The sequence below is a fragment of the Gemmatimonas sp. genome, from assembly GCF_046594945.1.
Taxonomy (GTDB): Bacteria; Gemmatimonadota; Gemmatimonadetes; order Gemmatimonadales; family Gemmatimonadaceae; genus Gemmatimonas.
On sequence record NZ_JBKJRB010000152.1, the window covers coordinates 1 to 17,075 of the forward strand.

Here is a 17,075-nt window from a genome sequence, read left to right on the forward strand (position 1 = left end):
CTGGTGCTGCTGGTACTGCTGGTACTGCTGGTGCTGCTGGTGCTGCTGGTGCTGCTGGTGCTGCTGGTGCTGCTGGTGCGGTCGACGCGGCCGGTGCCGGCAGCACCAGCAGCACCAGCAGCACCAGCAGCACCAGCAGCACCCGCAGCACCAGCAGTACCAGCAGCACCAGCAGCACCCTCGGCACCAGCGGCAGCCACCGACGTAGCGGCAGCGTCCGCAGTAGCGCCGATCGCGGCCCCCACCGCCGACGCGCCGTCGGGAATCGTGCGCTCTTCGCCGCTTGCTCGGCGCATGGCCGCCGAGAAAGGCGTGAATATCGGTGCGATTCACGGCAGCGGTCCGGGTGGCCGCGTCATCCGTCGCGACATTGAAGGCGCTGCGGCCGCGACACCAGTCGCGACAACGAACGCCCCCGCCGCTGGTACCGCACCCGCGGCCCGCTCGTCGAAGTCAGCGCCGACCGCCGTCGCCACGGCGATGCACATCGACGGCGAGTTCAACGACGTGGCCCTCACGCAGATGCGCAAGACGATCGCGCGTCGCCTGAGCGAGTCCATCGGCCCCGTGCCGACGTTCTACCTCACGTCGGAAATCGACATGACCAAAGTGGGACAGCTGCGCGAGCAGATGGTGGCGCACGGCGATCAGTACAAGGTCTCGGTCAACGACATCATTATCAAAGCCGTGGCCATCGCCCTCACGCGTCACCCCGAGTGCAACGCGCACTGGATGACCGATCACATTCGCTATTTCAGCGCGGCGCACATTGGTATGGCCGTAGCGACCGACGACGGACTGATCGTGCCGGTGATCCGCGACGCACAGCTCAAGGGACTCGGGCAGATCGGCAAGGAAGCGCGCGAACTGGCAAAGAAGGCGCGTGAACGGAAACTGCAGCCCGCCGAGTTCAGTGGCGGCACCTTCTCGGTGTCCAACCTTGGCATGTTCGGCATCGACCAGTTCACGGCCATCATCAACCCGCCCGAGGCCGCGATCCTGGCGGTCGGAGCAACGGAAACGAAGCCGGTGTGGGAGAACGGACAGTTCGTGCCGCGTCAGCGGATGCGTGTCACGCTCAGCTGCGATCATCGCGTAATCGATGGCGCCGTAGGCGCCAAGTTCCTGCAGACGCTACGGGGACTGCTCGAAGCCCCGATGATGATGCTGTTCTGATTGAACACTGATGACCCCGGAACTTTGACTCGGAACTCGAGACGCACGTGAGTCACGAGTTCCGAGTTCGAGTTTCGAGTCGTTAGCCCCCGCTCATAACCCCAAACCCAAAACTCACGACTGCAGTTCAGTGGTGCGTTTGGCGCTGTCGATCGTCCTTGGTGCAGCCCTCAACGCCCGGTCCATGCGACGATTCTCCACGCGCTTCGCGCTTCTCTGTTTCCTGTCCCTGCTCTCGGCATGCGCCGGCGGCGATTCGCCAGCCGGTCCGACGACGCCTCCTCCGCCGCCTACGCCCGCGCCGATTCCACCGGGTGTGCTGAGTCTTTCGGTGACAGGACTCCCCAGCGGCGTGAATGCTGATATTTCCGTTGTCGGCGCTGCGTTTTCTCGCGCCGCAACGGGCTCCGTGAGTTGGGTCGATGTGCCTGCCGGCCAGCACACCGTCACCGTACGTCCCGTGCGAACGGTCGACGGTACGTACGCGGCCACACCGTCCACGTTCGCAGTGACCGTCGTGAGCGGATCCGCACCCGCTACGGCCACGATCACGTACGCCCCGTTGCCCACCGCCATTGACCTCACCGTCTCCGGCGTGCCAAGCGGTGCGGATGCTCCGATCACCGTGTCCGCACCGGGCGGCAGCGATATCGCCGTCACCACTTCACGTCTGCTCTCCACCGCCAACACCGGCCGCTGGAAAGTCACGTCCGCGACGTTGCTGTCAGCAGGCTTTCGCTACACGCCGTCGCCGCCGGTGATCGACACGATTGTCCTGCACGGCGATACCGCGCGACTCACGGTACGCTATGCCGTATCCAGTGGGGCGCTGGCGGTGGCCGTGACCGGACTCCCTTCGGGGCTGCCCGGCGCCGTACAGGTAACCGGTCCGGAAGGCTTCAGTCGCGCGCTCACGGCCACCGCGACGCTCACCGAACTCACGCCGGGTGCGTACCGTCTCGTCACCTTCGCCGTATCGGCCGGCGGCATCAGCTATCGCCCGGCGGCGGATACCGTCATCGTCACCGTGAGCGCCTCGCTGGTGGCGGCGCCCGCGACGGTGGCCTACGCGGCTCAGGTGGGCCGCCTGGTCGTCACGACCAGCGGGTTGCCCATCGACGCGGCGCCGGCCATGACCCTTACTGGCAACAGCGTCGTGCGAGCCCTCAGTGCCCCCGCCACGCTCGACTCGCTGCCGACGGGCAGCTATGCCCTGTCGGCCGCCCTGCTCACCGTGGCGGGGGTGCGCTACATGCCCCTCACGGCCACCTGGAATCTCGCCGTCACCACCGGGAATACCACCACCATCAACGTCGCTTTCGCGGTCGTGCCAACGGTGGTCGAGGTGCCGGTATCCGGTCTCCCGAACGGCACCGCCGCCAACATCACGCTGACGGCCCCGTCGGGTGACGCGTCGCCGATCACGGCCACCACGCGCGTCAGCCCCGCCGCTTCTGGGCGCTGGCGGCTCAGTGCGACCAGCGTGACCAGTGGTGGCGCGACCTACGTGCCCACCCCGACCTCACGCGACACGATCGTCACCGCCGGCGACACATTGCGGTTGCCGGTGCAGTACACGATTACGACCGGCTCGATCGCGGTGGTCGTGAGCGGTCTCCCCGGCGGCGCCGCCGGTAGCGTCAGCGTGACTGGTCCCGGCGGGTATTCGCCGAGCGTCACGAGCACGACCACGCTCACCCTGCTCGCTCCCGGCAGTTACACCGTGACCGCCGCGAACGTGTCCGCGGCCGGCACCACGTACGTGCCGTCGCCCACCTCGCAGTCGGTCACGGTGTCAGCCTCGCTGGTGGCCGCGCCGGCCACGGTGTCGTATGCGCTCGCCACCGGCGCCGTGACCATCTCCACCAGCGGCATCCCGGGCGGTGTCACGCCAACCTATTCCCTCACCGGCACCGGCTCATCTCGCACCTCCAGCGGCGCCGGAACGGTATCATCGCTGGAAGTGGGCTCTTGGACGATCGCGGCCAACACGATCGTCAGTGGCGCCACGACCTACACGCCGTCGCCATCGTCGCAGACGGTGTCGATCACACCGAACGGTACCGCCACGGCCAACTTCTCGTATGCGGCGACGGTAGCGGCGAACTACGCCATCACCAACGTCTATCTCACCCAAGCGATTCAGAAGCTCGACAACACGGTCACTCTGGTGGCCGGACGCGACGCACTACTTCGCGTATTCGTCCAGGCTAATGCCGCCAACACGGCGCGTCCCGACGTGCGCGTTCGCATTTACGACGGCACCTCGGTGCTGCAGACGGCTACGATCAGCGCTCCCGAATCGAGTGTCCGCACGGCTATCGCCGAAGGCACCATGTCATCGACGTGGAACCTGCTGGTGGCCGGCGCGAATATCCGCCCCACCACGCGTGTGCTGGTCGATCTCGATCCAACGCTGGCGATCACCGACGCCGACCGCAGCGACAACACGTGGCCGACCAACGGCACCCCGCAAAGCGTCGGCGTGAATACGGTGCCGACGTTCAACATACGGTTCGTGCCGATCGTGGTCGGTGCCCTCACCGGCAACGTGAGCGAGGGCAACAAAGCGTCCTTCCTGTCGTCGGCGCAGCGCATGTTTCCGCTGAATACCATCTCCTCCGACGTGCGCGCACCATTCACGTCGAGCGCGACCGATATCCAGAGCAACGATGGCAACAGCCAGTGGCTCACGGTCCTCAGTGAAATCAACGCGCTACGGACCACCGATGGCGCGCCGAGCACGATGCATTATTACGGCGTGCTCAAGGTGTCGTACACCAGTGGCATCGCGGGTTATGGCTACGTGCCCGGACGCGCGGCGATCGGCTGGGACTATCTGCCCAGCGGCGATCGGGTAGCCGCCCACGAGTGGGGCCACAATTTCTCCCGGGCTCATGCCCCCTGCGGCACCACCGGCGACACGAACTATCCGTACGCGGGCGGCGTGATCAACTACTGGGGCTGGAACAGTCTCTCCAACACGCTCGTATCGCCGACCTTTACCGACGTCATGGGCTACTGCGGCAACCAGTGGATCAGCGACTACAACTGGGCTGCCGTCATGCAGTATCGCAGTGCGTCCGGCGGCATGTCGTCGCCCGACGCGCCAGGCGAGGGATTGTTGGTGTGGGGTCGTGTGGTCAACGGAAAGATCCTGCTCGAGCCGGCGTTCCGGGTGCGCGCTCCGGCGAGCGCGGGCGCGGCGTCGGCGTCGCATCGCCTTGAGTTACTGGACGCCGACGGCGCGACGCTGCTCGACACTCCGATCGAGGCGCCACGGGTGGACCACGCCACCGCGACCGATGAACGGCAGTTCGCCGTGGTCGTGCCCTGGAGCACCACGCTCGAAGCGCGACTCGCGTCCGTCCGGGTTCGGGACGCACGCTCCCCGTTGTCATCCGTTGCGCGTCGCAGCCCCCGGATGATGGCGTCGGGTACCGGCGGCACACTGGTCGCCCCTCAGGTGCGGGCGCAGGTCGATCGCACCACCGGCGGTCGCGCGCGTGTCACGTGGAACAGCTCGGCCTACCCGATGGCCGTGGTGCGCGACGCGTCCACGGGAGCGCTGATGGGCTTCGTGCGTCGCTCGGGTGATGCGGTTGTGACCGGCGGACGAGCGATTGAGGTGGTGTTCTCGGACGGCGTACGTACGGTAACGGCGAAGTAGGGAGTACGGGGTCGCGAGTCGGGAGTGGCCGAGTGGGGAGTGGCCGAGTCGGGAGTGGCCGAGTCGGGAGTGGCCGAGTCGGGAGTGGCCGAGTGGGGAGTGGCCGAGTGGGAGCCCACGCGGGGTGTGTTTTCCGCTACGTTTCCAGTGCTGTCCCTCGAACCCGTCTATCCCCGACTATCATGGCTTTGTTCGACGTCATCATTCTTGGCGGCGGTCCCGCCGGCTACGTCTGCGCCATCCGCTGCGCCCAACTGGGCATGCAGGTGGCCGTTATCGAACGTGAAGCGCTCGGCGGCACCTGCGTGCTGTGGGGCTGCATCCCGGCTAAGGCGCTGCTCGAGAGCGCAGGCCTCGCGGTGAAGCTCGGCAAGGCCGCCGAGCACGGCATCACCATCGACGGGATCACGCTCGACTTCGGTCCGGCCATGAAGCGCTCGCGCAGCATCAGCGCGCAGAACTCGAAGGGCGTCGAGTTCCTGTTCAAGAAGTACAAGGTGCAGTGGCTCCGCGGTGAAGGCGTCCTCGAAAAGGGGAAGAAGGTGACCGTCACGCTGGCCGACGGAAAGAAGGAAACGCACGAAGCCAAGAAGGCCGTCGTCGTTGCCACCGGTTCTCGCGTGAAGGGCTTGCCGCAGGCCGGCCTCGAGCTGGACAAAAACATCGTGCTCTCCAGCGACGACGTACTAGTGGCCGAGAAGGCCCCGGCGTCCATGGTGGTGGTCGGTGCCGGTGCCGTCGGCGTCGAATTCGCCGACGTATTCGCGGCCTTCGGCACGAAAGTCACGATGGTCGAGGTCGCGCCTACGATTCTTCCCATCGAAGACGCCGATTGCAGCGCCGAGTTGGCGAAGGCCTTCAAGAAGCGCAAGATCGACGTCCTCACCGGTGCCAAGATCACCAGCACGAAGGTGACGAAGACGGGCGCCACGCTGGTCGTCGAAGCCGGCGGTACCACGCACACGCTGGAAGTTGACAAGGTGCTCGTGGCGGCCGGCCGTGCGCCGAACGTTGAGAGAATCGGTCTCGAGGCCGTCGGTATCGCGAAGTCGGAACGCGGCTTCGTGAAGATCACCGAGAAGTTCGAGACGAACATCCCGGGCTACTACGCGATCGGCGATGTGGCCGGCAATCAGATGCTCGCGCACAAAGGCTCGCGCGAAGGCCACGTGCTGGCCGATCTGCTGGGCGGCGAGCATCCGCACCTCGTGAATTACAACAACATTCCGAGCTGCACCTACTGTCATCCGGAAGTCGCCAGCATCGGACTCACCGAGCAGGCGTGTAAGGACCAGAAGCTCGAGTACACGGTGGGCAAGTTCCCGTTTTCGGCCAACGGTCGCGCGCGTACCAGCGGCGAAACCGATGGCTTCGTGAAGATCATTCGCGACGCCAAGCACGGTGAAATCCTTGGCGCGCACATCGTTGGCGCGCATGCCACTGAGATCATTCACGAGCTCGTGGTCGCTCGCGAGAACGAGTTTACCGTCGAGGAGATCGACCTCGCGATCCACGCTCATCCCACGCTGAGCGAGGCAATCGCCGAGGCCGTGCTCGACTCGATGGGGAAGATGCTGCATGCATAATGGCTAAGTACGGAGTACGGAGTACGGGGTACGGAGTACGGGGTACTCCCTACTCCGTACCCCGTACTCCATACTGCTTGTATGCAATTGTACCTGCTCGATCTTGGCCTGACGCCGTACGACGTGGCGTGGAGTCTGCAAAAGCGCGCGGCGTTGGCGCGGAGCGCGGGTACGCTCGATCAGGATCTACTGATTCTGGTGCAGCACCCGCCGGTCGTCACGTTGGGGCGTGGTACCAAGCCTGGGAATCTTTTGGTCACGCCCGAGTATCTCACCTCGCGCGGCGTGGAGCTGCGGGATGTGGAGCGAGGCGGAGATGTCACCATCCACGAGCCCGGCCAGCTCGTGGCGTACCCCATCGTCGATCTCAAGCGCCACAAGCAGGATCTGCACTGGTATCTGCGGCAAGTCGAGGAGTCGGTGATCGTGGCGCTGCGCACGTTCGATCTCGAAACCGGTCGCGTAGTCGGCCTCACCGGCGTCTGGCGCGAGGATGCCGCCGGCAAACGCAAGTTGGCCAGCATCGGCGTGCATGCCCGTGACTGGGTCACCTGGCATGGTGTAGCACTGAACGTGGCGAATGATCTCTCCACCTTCGATCACGTCGTGCCATGCGGCATCGATCAGGTGACGATGAGCACCGTGAGGCGCGAGTGCGCGGCGGCGAGCCTTCGGGAGCCGTCGTTCAGCGAGGTATCCGCCGCGGTTGCCGACGGGTTGGCATCTGTGTTTGGACTCGTGGCGAAGCGAATCTCACTCGAAGATATCGACACGTTGCTCTGACGGCGGCCGAAGCGCGCAAAGTCAAGCAGCACGGACACAACCGCGGGCCGCTCTCCGAGAGAACGGCCCGCGATTCACACGCCTTAGGCAGGCTTGCCGTCGTGGCTACTTGCCGGCCGATTGCGCCTTGCTGATGGAATCGAGGCGCTCCCGACCGCGAATGGCATTCGGGATGCCCGCCTTTGAGGCGAACTCCTCGTAGTAGCTCCAGCCGCCGCCCTGAAACTTGCCGTCCTTCAGCACGACGGGCGTTTCGGTGGTTTTATCGATGACGTCTTCCAGCGTGCCGGGTTCTTCCCGGTACCAAATCACGTCGACCTTGCCGCCGCCGGCGATGTAGGTCTCGCGGCGGAACCCGCCAACGAGCCGCACTGAATCGGCCGGGAGCTGCGCTTTGAGGGGTCCGTCGCCCAATTCGGCGATGACCTGCTCGACCGTGCCGTCCTTAGGGATCTGTTTGATCTTGGCCGACCCGAGGTCGGAGCTGCAGGCCGCCAGTGACGCGAGTATGAAAGTGGCGAGCGCGAGACGCGCGGTTTTGACGAAGCGAGTGTGCATGGCGTGACGAAAGGGTAGGTCGGAGAATACGTCGAAGAAGCGGAAACGCAAATGGGGGGGAGGCCCGAAGGCCTCCCCCCCACCGTCATGCGGTCGAGCGAATTACGGAGTGTACGTCGAAGCAGCAACACCAGTGTTCGTCGACAGCGCACGGCCCTTGAGGGTCGTCGGAGTCGCGAGCGTGCCACCCGTGGCAACCGCGATGAAGCGGCGACCAGAGACCGATCCCAGGGCAGCAGGCGTGTTCAGGCTGCTGACACCGTTGACCGGCTGCGTGAGACGGTACGTCCACACGCGGGTTGCGCCGTTGTCGGCGATGTACACCGGGCCCGCGCCAGCCGGCGACGTGCTCGGGGACATCTTCGCATCTACGCTGCCGATGTACTGCCAGTTGCCCACGAGGAGCTCGTAGAAGTCAACGCGATCGAACGGCGAGTTGATCTGGTTCGTGTTCGCCGTAACGATGGCCTTGAGGCCGGTCGCCGGGGCGTTCCACTGCGAGATACCCTGTCCGAGGGTCCAGCTGACCAGGTTGGCATTGGCCGCGTTCCACGTCTGCGTGTCGTTGCCGACGTTCGCCGAGAGGAGTGCGACACCAGAACCCACGCCGACATAGAAGCCAGTGCTCAGGCCACCAGCGTTGACAACGCGCGCCGTGACAGTGTCCGGGCGGTTGTTGCTCGCCACGGCCAATGCACCAGCTGCATCCGTCTGCTCGATGTTCGTGTAGTAGTTGATGCCCGACGTGAACGGCGTGCCGATCGTGACATTGCCGTTGATGCCGATGGCATCATTGAAGCGGGCGTTGTACAGCGTGGCCGGGAAGAGCAGGTTCGCGTCGGTCGTACCGTCGGTCAAACCGGTGTACGAAGCGCGGAAGTTGGTGAAGTGACCTTCGACCAGTTCCGTGAAGTTCGGCGTGAACGCGTTCGGGCCAGCGGCCGTGACCGTACCCGGGACGCCAAGTCCCGTGATGGTCGGGTTCGTCGCGCTGTGGAGCACGCGGCGGATGCCCGTGAAGCTGGCGTTACCAGCGCGGTCGAGGACCGACGCGCGGTAGGTGTAATAGCCTTCCGTGGCGATGCTCGCACCGAGGACACGGGCGATCGGACGGAAGCCGTCAGCCATTGCCGTAAAGCCGATAACCGCAGGGGCCATCGTGCAATTCGGGGCCGTGATGAAGGCCGATCCGATACCACCGTCTACAGCCGCGAAGGCCGTACCAACCACACAGGAACCCGTGAGGGCCGCCTGGTTGGCGCGCGCCAGGTAATGCACGGCCGTGTTCAGGCCCGAGCGCTCGTCGAGCGCCTCGGCACCGAAGATCGTGTCCGTAGCGGCCGGGACAGCGACGAAGCTGGCGGCGCTGAAGACCGAGTTCGCGAGGACCGTGTACGTCGTCGTGTCGAGAGCCGAACCCGGGCCCTGACCCGGCGTCGCCGGCGTGGCGGACGTACCAGAACCAGCCGCAGCCGCCGAGTAGCGGATGATCGGGGCAATGTTGTCGATGGCGAACTGCGCCGTCGTCGTCGTGCCCGTGTTGCCGAGCTGGTCGTTACCCGTTGCCGTGACCGTGTACACGAGGTTCGTGAAGTTGGTCGCGCATTCCGGGATGCCGGCAGCCGTCGTCGGGCTCAGCACCACGGCCGTTGCGCCGCAGCCGCTGTACGTGAACGTGTTCGCCAAGGTCGCTGTGCTCGTGCCGACGCCAGCGTCCGTGGTGGTGGTGTTGGTCGCGAAGTTGAACGGCGAGGCCAGCACGCCCGAGAACCACGCGCCACTCGCGACGCCAGCAACGGCGACGGTCGGGTTGGCGTAGTCGAGACGAATGGCGATCGGAGCCGGGACGGTGATCGACGTGCGGTAGCCCGTCGTCGCCGACACGGTCGGTGCCGCGTTGTTGCTGTTGTCCTGCGCGGCCGCAACGCGCGGGAAATCGCTCGCGTTGGTCTGGGGATGTTCCCAACCCGTGCCGTTGATCGTGTACAGCGTGGCGCTCTTGCCAAACGTCGTCGCAGCCGTGGCCGAGTAGGGCACGGTGGCGCCGAAGTTGGACATGTTCACCGAGGCCGACTGCACCGTACGGCCGGCGGTGTAGAACACCGGGACGTAGCGGATCGAGCCGGCGCCGGAGGCGTTCGGACCACCGTAGTAGTTGAACGCCACTCCCGCAACCGTGCGCGTCGCCGCGGCGGTCGGGTTGGTGAACTGCACAGCCCAGCCGTCCACGTTCGTGAAGTTCAGGATGGCGTTCGTGTTCGTCGCGGCAAAGTTCTCAGTGCCAGCGGCCGTGCGGACCGAGGCGCGGATCACATGCAGGCCGTTCGCGTACTTGATCGTCGACGTGCCCGTGGCGAAGTCGGCGGTGAAGTCCGCGGTGTTGATGGAAAGCTGCACGATGCCAGCGTTTGCCGAGCTACCGGTGAAGGTCTGCTCAGCGGCCGGCAGGCCACAATTGGCACCAGCGGCATCACACACATAGACGCGGACCGCGTTGATGGCCTGGCCGTTTGGCGACAGGTTCAGCGAAACCTGGATCTGGTCGCGCGTGTTGTTGATATCAACCGGCTGGTTGACCTGCGTGTTGGCCGAGAACGTGATACCCGTGTTGGACGGGCCACCCGCCGAAGCAACCGGACCCTGCGTTACGTTGGCAATCGTCACGTTCGCCGGAGCGGCGACCGTCACGGAAACCGACGACGAGAGCGACGACGCCGCGAAGTTCGCGTTGGCTGCCGAGGCGGCCGTCACGGTGATGATGGCCGTACCCGGCGCGTTCGCCGTCACGACACCAGCGGCCGAGACCGACGCGACCGTCGCGGACGACGACGTGTAGGTGATCGTGGCCGCCGGCGCGCCCGAGGGCTGCGTCGCGTTGGCGCCGATCTGCGCCGTGTTGCCGATCGCAAGCGCCAGGGCAGCCGGCGTCACGTTCAGCGTGGCAATGCCGGTCGGAAGGGCAGTCACCGTGATCGCAACTGCCTGGCTGATCGACGTGCCGCCCGACGTGGCGGTCACCGTGATCGTGGCAACACCCGGCGCCACCGCCGTCACAACACCAGCCGTCGAAACCGACGCCGTCGTCGCGGACGACGTGGCGTAGGTGTACGTGGCCGTACGGCCAGCCGGCTGAACGCTCGCAATCAGCGTGAGCGTCTGATTCACCTGCAGCGACGCCGCCGACGGCGTCACCGTGAGGCCAATGATCGCCGGAGCGACCGTGACAGACGCCGCGGCCGACTGGCCCGTGGTCGCCGTGGCCGTGACCGTCGCGTTACCGGCGGCAACCGCCGTCACGCGGCAGGACGAGCCCGCAACAGCTGCCGTAGCAACCGTGGCCGAGCTCGACGTGCAGCTAGCAAGCGTCGGGGGCGTCGTGGTCGAGCCACCCGAGATCTGCACGGCAAAGTTCACCGCTTCGCCAACGTTCATGCTGGCAGAAGGCGGCGTGATGGAGAGCGTAATTGGCGTGTTCGGTGTCAGAGGCACCGTAACATCATCGCCGCAAGCACCCAGCGCCAAGGCGCCAAGGCTCAGGGCAACGATCGCCTTGTTCCGAGAAAAGAGTTGCATTCATCCCCCTCTTACGAGGTCGTGGAGGTAGCTGCCGTTAATGAGGGTGGGTTGCCTCACCAACAACGTCTTGCGATGGCAAGCGCGCGCCGCTCTGGCATACGCTTCATCATGCGCGTTTACAGAGGAGCAGGACCTGGCTCGGGGAGCGGCCGAATCAACATCCTGTCGTGTAAAAACCATGATGCCCGAAGAACCGAACTGCTGACCTGCGGGCCCTGCATCACGCGTCGCCAACCCAAGCGTCGGTTCCTCGTGACTCCTGCACGTGCGATTGCTCACACGTTTCAGACTCATATCCTGACACATATTGGCAGGAAAAACTGAGCGTCGTCGGCCCGAAGGCTGATACGCACACTTCTCCCGCCATCATCACGGCCAAAGCTAGGGGTGATCTGCCACACTAGTCAAGCAGCAAATGCACCCGGTGTTCGGCGACCGCTGTCACAATGTTGTTTCGCGGTGGCGAGAAGCACCAGTTTTCCACATACCCTCTCGCTTTGCGACGCCCGTCACCACTCGAATCTTCTGACGCCCGGCAGTGGACGTCCCCGCTTTACCGAACGTCACATCCTCGGCAGTCACAGCTCCTCGCATCTATAATTCGGGATGGCTGAGCCCCCCCGGATCCACGTCCCCGCAATACGGGTGGTCCCCCCTCCCCCACTCGCGGCGGAGGGGCCCGCTCTTAACGCCGCTCAGGCCGCCGCCGCCAGCCATGGGGATACCCCCCTGCTTATCGTGGCCGGTGCCGGCTCCGGCAAAACCCGGACGCTCATTCATCGGGTCGCCCACCTTATAGGTCGCGGCGTCCCTGCCAGCCGCATCCTCCTCCTCACCTTTACCCGGCGTGCCTCACAGGAAATGCTGGGGCGCTGCGAGCGGCTGGTCGGTTCGGCTTCGCACCACGTGCACGGCGGCACTTTTCATGGCGTGGCGCACCGCCTGCTGCGCCGGTTCGGGCCCGCGGCCGGGCTTGCTGCCGATTTCACCATTCTCGATCAGGCCGATGCCTCCGATCTGATGGGTATCTCGCGCGCTGCTCTCGGCTATGCCGATCTCAAGAACGCCCCGCGCTCGGCCCCGCGCTTCCCGCGCGCCGAAACGCTCCAGTCGATCTATTCGCGACACGTCAATACCGAGCGCCCCATCGTGGATCTGCTCGGCGAACAGTGGCCGCACTTCCTCGCCTGGACCGGCGACATCGAGCGGCTCTTCGGCGACTACGTGAAGCGCAAAGCCGAACGCAATCTCCTCGACTACGACGATCTACTGCTCTCGTGGGCCCTGCTGCTCGAACAGGCACCGCCGATCGCCGAGCAGATTCGTGCCCTCTACGATCACGTGCTGGTGGATGAGTACCAGGATACCAATCCCCTGCAGTCGCGCATCCTCCGCGCGCTGTGCACAAACGGCAAGATCACCGTGGTCGGCGACGATGCCCAAAGCATCTATGCGTTCCGTGGCGCCACCATCCGCAATATCCTCGACTTTCCGCACCAGTTCCCCGGCACGCAGATCGTCACGCTCGAACGCAACTACCGCTCGACCGCGCCCATTCTCGATACCACCAACGCGCTGATCTCCCGCAGTCGCGAGCGCTATTCGAAACAGTTGTGGACCGAGCGCGCTGGCGGTGAAGCGCCGTGGCTCGTGACGGTAAAGGACGAGCATGCGCAGACGGCGTTCGTGGTCGATCGCCTGCTCGAGCTGCACGAGGAAGGCATCCCCCTGCGCGAGATGGCCGTGCTCTTTCGCGCCGGCTATCTGTCGGCCGACCTCGAGATCGAACTCGCCAACCGGCGCATCCCGTACGAAAAGTGGGGTGGGCTCAAGTTCCTCGAAGCCGCGCATATCAAGGACATCCTGGCATTTCTTCGCGTGCTCGAGAATCCGCGGGACGAAGTGAGCTGGTATCGGTTGTTGCGCTTGCTCCCCGGGGTGGGCGACGCCACGGCTCGTGCCGCCATCGACCTGCTGGCGCAGCATTCATGGGAGTCGATGGCACTCGGCGCCACCAAGGCGCCGTCACGCGCACGCCCCGCCCTGCAAACGCTGGCCGCGCTTCTGGATGGCATGCGACGGGTGGAACGCGCCAACCATCCGCATTCGCCGGCCGAAACCATCCGTCTCTGCCGTCATCTGTACGACCCGATGCTGCAGGCCACGTACGACGATGCCCCACCGCGCATGGCCGATCTCGATCAGCTCGAAGTCATCGCGGCCGGCTATCCAGACCGCAGCACGTTCCTGTCGGCACTCGCGCTCGAGCCACCGTCGAAGACGCAGGACCTCGCGGTAGGTAGTACCGATGAAGACGACGCGTTGATTCTCTCCACGGCGCATTCCGCGAAAGGCAAAGAATGGGATGCGGTATTCGTCATTCACGCCTCCGACGGCGTGTTCCCGATGGCGCGATCAGCCAACGACGACGCGCAGATCGATGAAGAACGTCGCCTGCTGTACGTGGCCATGACCCGGGCACGCGACCAACTCTTCGTCACGTATCCGTTGCACAGCTATGCCACCCGCACCGGCGCCGACTTCGCGTACAGTCAGCTATCCCGTTTTCTTGATCCTGGGGTACGCTCGTCGATGCAACGCGTCACCGTGGGCGAAGAGCTGCCCCCCGCCCTGCCCGCCCTCCGAGGCGATGCGCCGCCGCTCGACTTGCGCGCGTTGCTGAGGGGACGCTTCCCGAGCGCGTGAGGCCTCGCGAAGGACGCGACGAGACGCGAAGTACAGCCAGCGATACGGTTTTTGCCGGTCGGTGGCCCGCTACCTTTCGATGGTGTTCGCTGACGCGGCCACAGTTGCTGCACCTGCCACCTTGACGAGGATTTGTATGAGTTTGTTCAGCAATCTGTCGGTCGCCGCGATCGTGGCGGTAATGACCGCCACCGCCGCCGATGCCCAGGCCACGGCCAAAAAGCCGGCCCCAAAGTCCGCGTCGGCAAAAGTGGCCTCAAAAGCATCCACGGACTCCTTTGCCCTGCAAGCGGCCTTGCCGGTTGATGCCGCCGTACGCATCGGCACGTTGCCCAACGGCATCCGCTATTACATCCGACGCAATGCGAAGCCGGAACAGCGAGCCGAGCTGCGACTGGTGGTCAATGCCGGTTCCATTCTGGAAGACGAGGATCAGCGCGGTCTGGCGCACTTCATCGAGCACATGGCGTTCAATGGCACGAAGTCCTTCGCGAAGAACGATATCGTCAAGTATCTCGAGTCGATCGGTGTGCGCTTCGGTGCCGACCTGAATGCGTTCACCAGTTTCGACGAAACGGTCTACATCCTACCCGTTCCAACGGACAGCGCCGGCATTCTCGAGAAGAGCTTTCGCTTCTTGGGCGATGTAGCCACCGGCATCCTGTTCGACTCCACCGAAGTGGTGGCTGAGCGCGGCGTGGTGCTGTCGGAGTGGCGCAACGGGCTCGGGGCCGGCGAGCGGCTTCGCGACAAGCAGTTCCCCGTGATCTTCCGCGGCTCGCGCTACGCCGAGCGGTTGCCCATCGGCAAGCCGGAAATTCTCGAAGGGGCGACCCCGGCGCCGCTCAGGCGTTTCTGGCGCGACTGGTATCGTCCCGATCTCATGGCCGTCATGGCCGTCGGTGATGCTGACCCGAAGAAGCTCGAAGCGCTCATCCGTTCCACCTTCGGCGGAATCGCGCCGCGCAAGGGCGCCCGCGCCCGCACGATCGCCGCCGTGCCCAGGCACGACTCCACGCTGATCTCGATCGCCACCGACAAGGAACTCAGTGGCTCGTCGGTCGGTGTGCTGTGGAAAAGCCAAGGCCGCACCACCCGCACCGTGGGCGATCTTCGGCAGGATCTGCTGGAGCGTCTCTATGATCAGATGTTGAATCAACGATTCGGAGAGCTCGCCCTCAAACCCGAGTCGCCGTTCGTCGGCGCCGGTGCGGGCGGCGGCAGCTTCGTACGCAACAGCGAGTACTACTCGCTCGACGCGCGCGCGAAGGAGGGGCAGTTGCTGGAATCGCTGCAGGCGCTGCTCGTCGAAGCGGAGCGCGTGCGTCGACACGGGTTTCTGCCTACAGAACTCGAGCGCGCGAAGATCAACACCCTGCGTGGATACGAACGCGCCTACCAGGAGCGCGACAAGACGCCGTCGGGGGCGTTCGTCGACGAGTACATCGACAACTTCCTGCAGGGCGAAGCAATTCCCGGGATCGCGTTCGAGTACGCGGCAATGCAGCATCTGCTGCCCACCGTCACGCTTGCCGAAGTGAATGCACTGGGCGCCAGCCGCGTCGGTGAGTCGAATCGCGTGGTGACCGTCAGCCTTCCCGAAAAGGACGGTCTCACGGTACCGACCGCGGCCGATATCCGCGCCGTGTTCGGCAAGGTGAACACCGCCACGATCGCGCCGTGGGTGGAAACGGTCACGGCGGGCGCCCTGGTGGCGAAGGCACCGACGGCCGGACGCGTGGTGAGCGAACGGAAAACCGAATCGCTCAACCTCACGGAATGGACGTTGTCGAACGGCATCAAGGTGTTCGTCAAGCCCACCGATTTTACCGCCGACCAGATCGTGATGACGGGATGGAGTCCAGGCGGCGCCAGTCTCGTGGCCGACAAGGACGTGTTCAAAACGTCATTGGCGACCACTGTGATTGAACGCGGCGGAGTCGGCGACTATTCCATCATCGACTTGAACAAGAAGCTCACCGGCAAGGTGGCCTCTGCCTCGGCCGTCATTTCGGATCTCAGCGAAGGCGTGAGTGGTCGCGCCTCGCCGAAGGATCTCGAGACGATGATGCAACTCACGTGGTTGCGTCTCACGTCGCCACGAGCGGACACGTCGGCGTTCAAGGCGCTGTTGCAGCAATTCGATCAGGTGCTCAAGAACAAGGATGCCAACCCGGCGGCCGTGTTCAGCGACACCGTGCAGATGACGCTCGCCGGCGGTCACCCGCGGGTGCGACCGCTCTCTGCCGAGATGCTCAAAGAGCTCAACCTCGACGAAATGCTGGCCATCTATCGCGATCGCTTCGCTGACTTAAGCGACTTCACCTTCCTGTTCGTCGGGAACGTGGACCTCGCCGTGTTGAAGCCCTTGGTGGAGCAGTGGCTCGCGCCGTTGCCAGTTGCCGGTCGCAAGGAAGCGTTCAAGGATGTTGGCCCGAAGCTGTTCGCGGGCCAAATCGACAAGACGGTACGGAAGGGCATCGCGCCGCAGAGCCAGACGGCAATTTTGATGGCCGGCGCAGCTCCCTGGAGCCGCGAAAACGCCTATCTGCTGTCATCGCTCGGCGAGGTGCTCGAAATGCGCCTGTTGGACCGCCTCCGCGAATCGCTGGGCGGCACGTATTCCGTGTCGGTGAACGCGCAGTATTCGCGCACCCCCCGCCAGGAATGGCAGCTCGTGATCAGCTACGGCTCGGCGCCAGAGAAGGCGGAATCGATGTTTGCCGCGGTGAAGCAGGAGATCGATTCACTCCGACGCGTGCCGCCGAGTGCGGCGGAAGTGGAACGCGTGCGCGAGCAGCAGCGTCGCGAACTCGAAGTGGCTCGAAAGCAGAACGGCTACTGGCTGAGTACGATCCGCAGTCGTTTGGAGAACGGCGACGATCTCGGCACCATCGGCAATGACGACCCGATGATTGCTGGGCTGACCGCCGAGAAGCTGGCGGCGGCGGCGAAGACGTACCTCACGGAAACCAATCGCGCGCGGTTCGTTTTGCTGCCGGAAAGCAAGTAGCACCACA

8 protein-coding genes are annotated in these 17,075 nt (G+C 64.8%); 6 read left to right on the top strand and 2 right to left on the bottom strand.

The features are described from left to right. The 4 genes from ACLL97_RS18030 to lipB all read left to right on the top strand — a co-directional run. A partial coding sequence (locus tag ACLL97_RS18030) for a dihydrolipoamide acetyltransferase family protein (protein ID WP_411281867.1) occupies window positions 1-1,176 on the top strand: 1,176 nt, incomplete at its 5' end. A 184-nt stretch (window positions 1,177-1,360) separates the two neighbouring features. After that, window positions 1,361-4,846: a hypothetical protein gene (locus tag ACLL97_RS18035; protein WP_411281868.1), complete on the top strand. Its 3,486-nt coding sequence runs from the start codon at window positions 1,361-1,363 to the stop codon at window positions 4,844-4,846. 182 nt (window positions 4,847-5,028) lie between these two features. Beyond that, window positions 5,029-6,432 (top strand): dihydrolipoyl dehydrogenase, encoded by a 1,404-nt coding sequence (gene lpdA / locus ACLL97_RS18040; RefSeq protein ID WP_411281869.1) that lies wholly within the window; start codon window positions 5,029-5,031, stop codon window positions 6,430-6,432. Between the two features lie 81 nt (window positions 6,433-6,513). Next, complete coding sequence (lipB, locus tag ACLL97_RS18045; protein WP_411281870.1) at window positions 6,514-7,215, top strand: lipoyl(octanoyl) transferase LipB; 702 nt, start codon at window positions 6,514-6,516, stop codon at window positions 7,213-7,215. Window positions 7,216-7,320: 105 nt separating this feature from the next. Here lipB and ACLL97_RS18050 read toward each other — a convergent pair whose 3' ends face one another. Next, the gene (locus tag ACLL97_RS18050) at window positions 7,321-7,773 is read right to left on the bottom strand and encodes a hypothetical protein (RefSeq protein ID WP_411281871.1); all 453 of its coding nucleotides are present in this window, start codon (window positions 7,771-7,773) and stop codon (window positions 7,321-7,323) included. A gap of 102 nt (window positions 7,774-7,875) precedes the next feature. Beyond that, window positions 7,876-11,346, bottom strand: coding sequence for a beta strand repeat-containing protein (locus ACLL97_RS18055; RefSeq protein WP_411281872.1), 3,471 nt, complete (start codon window positions 11,344-11,346; stop codon window positions 7,876-7,878). A gap of 609 nt (window positions 11,347-11,955) precedes the next feature. Between ACLL97_RS18055 and ACLL97_RS18060 the strand changes: the two genes are divergently transcribed. Continuing rightward, on the top strand, window positions 11,956-14,055 hold the full coding sequence (locus ACLL97_RS18060; protein ID WP_411281873.1) for an ATP-dependent helicase: 2,100 nt from the start codon (window positions 11,956-11,958) through the stop codon (window positions 14,053-14,055). Between the two features lie 136 nt (window positions 14,056-14,191). Continuing rightward, window positions 14,192-17,068 carry a M16 family metallopeptidase gene (locus ACLL97_RS18065; RefSeq protein WP_411281874.1) on the top strand — a complete coding sequence of 959 codons (2,877 nt, stop codon included), beginning with the start codon at window positions 14,192-14,194 and terminating at the stop codon, window positions 17,066-17,068. Window positions 17,069-17,075 lie beyond the last annotated feature (7 nt).

Excerpts from the sequence above, each read along its gene's own strand:
- ACLL97_RS18060 (WP_411281873.1), top strand. The coding sequence starts at position 11,956 with ATGGCTGAGCCCCCCCGGATCCACGTCCCCGCAATACGGGTGGTCCCC.
- ACLL97_RS18050 (WP_411281871.1), bottom strand. The coding sequence starts at position 7,773 with ATGCACACTCGCTTCGTCAAAACCGCGCGTCTCGCGCTCGCCACTTTC.
- ACLL97_RS18055 (WP_411281872.1), bottom strand. The coding sequence starts at position 11,346 with ATGCAACTCTTTTCTCGGAACAAGGCGATCGTTGCCCTGAGCCTTGGC.
- lipB (WP_411281870.1), top strand. The coding sequence starts at position 6,514 with ATGCAATTGTACCTGCTCGATCTTGGCCTGACGCCGTACGACGTGGCG.
- ACLL97_RS18065 (WP_411281874.1), top strand. The coding sequence starts at position 14,192 with ATGAGTTTGTTCAGCAATCTGTCGGTCGCCGCGATCGTGGCGGTAATG.
- ACLL97_RS18035 (WP_411281868.1), top strand. The coding sequence starts at position 1,361 with ATGCGACGATTCTCCACGCGCTTCGCGCTTCTCTGTTTCCTGTCCCTG.
- lpdA (WP_411281869.1), top strand. The coding sequence starts at position 5,029 with ATGGCTTTGTTCGACGTCATCATTCTTGGCGGCGGTCCCGCCGGCTAC.